This window comes from Vibrio sp. 2134-1, from assembly GCF_033339495.1.
Window position 1 is genome coordinate 1 of sequence record NZ_JAWOUS010000072.1, and the last position, 1,784, is coordinate 1,784.

At 46.7% G+C, this 1,784-nt stretch carries 1 protein-coding gene; it reads right to left on the bottom strand.

The window, feature by feature from the left end:
- On the bottom strand, positions 1 to 1,784 hold a 1,784-nt coding region (bcsA, locus tag R7R78_RS23900; RefSeq protein ID WP_225474350.1), incomplete at both ends, for a UDP-forming cellulose synthase catalytic subunit.

Below are 1,784 nucleotides of genomic sequence, written 5' to 3' on the forward strand. Positions count from 1 at the left end.
TAGATCACCCAATCGTAGTGAGATTTTTCAACCAAACCGCCTTTTGCCGTTACGTTGAATGTCCCTTTATGGGGTGCAAACAAAGCCACCGTTGTTGGCCTTGCGATATACCAAGCAAGCACGGTTTCGTATACCTCACCCCAGAACGAATAACGGTAGTCACCCTGCATACGAGAGTTGGTCATGCTCGCGTGGATCATATGAGGCAATACGTACAAAATGATCGCCAGCGCTGGCGCATAAATCACGTAGGAATGTAGCAACAAATAAGCCAATGGTGCGATCAGGAATACAATCCTTGGGATACCAGATAGAAAGTGCAGCATGGCATTGACGTAACAAAGCCGTTGAGAGAGCTTAAGACCCTTTCCAGTCAATGGATTATCTACCCTAAATATCTGCGCCATCCCGCGAGCCCAACGAATACGTTGCCCAACGTGTGCAGACAATGTCTCTGTCGCCAAACCAGCAGAAATCGGCTGCTTAAGATATGCAGAACGATAGCCTAAACGGTGCATGCGCAGAGACGTGTGCGCATCTTCCGTCACGGTTTCGACTGCAATACCACCGACTTCCTCTAAAGGCTCTCGACGTAAAATAGCGCACGAGCCACAGAAGAAAGTTGCATCCCATAAGTCGTTACCATCTTGAATCAAGCCGTAAAACAAGTTGCCTTCGTTTGGCACGTTACGAAAGTTCGATAAGTTACGCTCAAAAGGATCCGGAGAGAAGAAATGGTGCGGCGTCTGAATAAGCGCCAACTTTGGATCTTTCAGGAACATCCCCATTGTGAGCTGAAAGAATGCTCGTGTAGGAATATGGTCACAGTCAAAAATCGCAACAAACTCACCGCTGGTCTGCTTCAACGCATAGTTAATGTTACCGGCTTTCGCATGTTCATTCGTTGGGCGGCGGATGTAGTTCACCCCTACACTTTTGGCGAAATCTCGGAAGCTATCACGCTTGCCGTCATCCAGAATGTGGATGTTGAGTTTGTCTTTCGGCCAATCGACACCTAACGAGGCATAAACCGTCGCTTTCACGACATCGAGATCTTCGTTGTAAGTAGGGATCATCAAGTCAATGGTTGGCCAAGTTGACTGATCCGGTGGCATCGATACTGGTTTGCGATTCAATGGCCAGATATTTTGGAAATAGCCAAGCATCAGCACAATCCAAGAATACGTCTCAGCTAGAAGTAAAACGCCCCCTAGAAACAAAGCAACAGGATCGTCCCAGTTCAGGGTAGACGAATAACGCCACCACAAGTATCGACATGAGGCCGTAACCGACAAGATGATCAAAAGCATGGTAGGAAAACGACCCGGCATGCGACGAACCATCATCGCTAATGCCCAGAGTAACAACACAAAGACAGTCTGAGCCTGATAACCAAATGGCACCGTAAAACAAAGCAAAGCGATTAACACCACGAAAAACAGCAAGGTGTAGTTCAACGCCATCGCTGACTTACTTGCTTTAATACGCTCTCGAACTTGTGGATCTTTGATGTTGTTCGCTGTCTGTTCTAACCAGCGGACGCTTTTTGCAACCAATTCAAATGGCAAGTAGAACGCATTGCGAATTTGTTCGGCTAAAGTCATCGCTAAGCTGCTGGTTTTTTTGGACCATGCTGTATTTACATTTACGTTTTGCCTGAAGCAAAGCAACCACACGCTTTGGATAATAAAACGTATAGGATCAAACCATCTCGGCGCAGCAAAATTAACGTTTGGATAGTAAACCAAAGGCAGTTTCCATGAGGGAACACCCGAAATAACCGG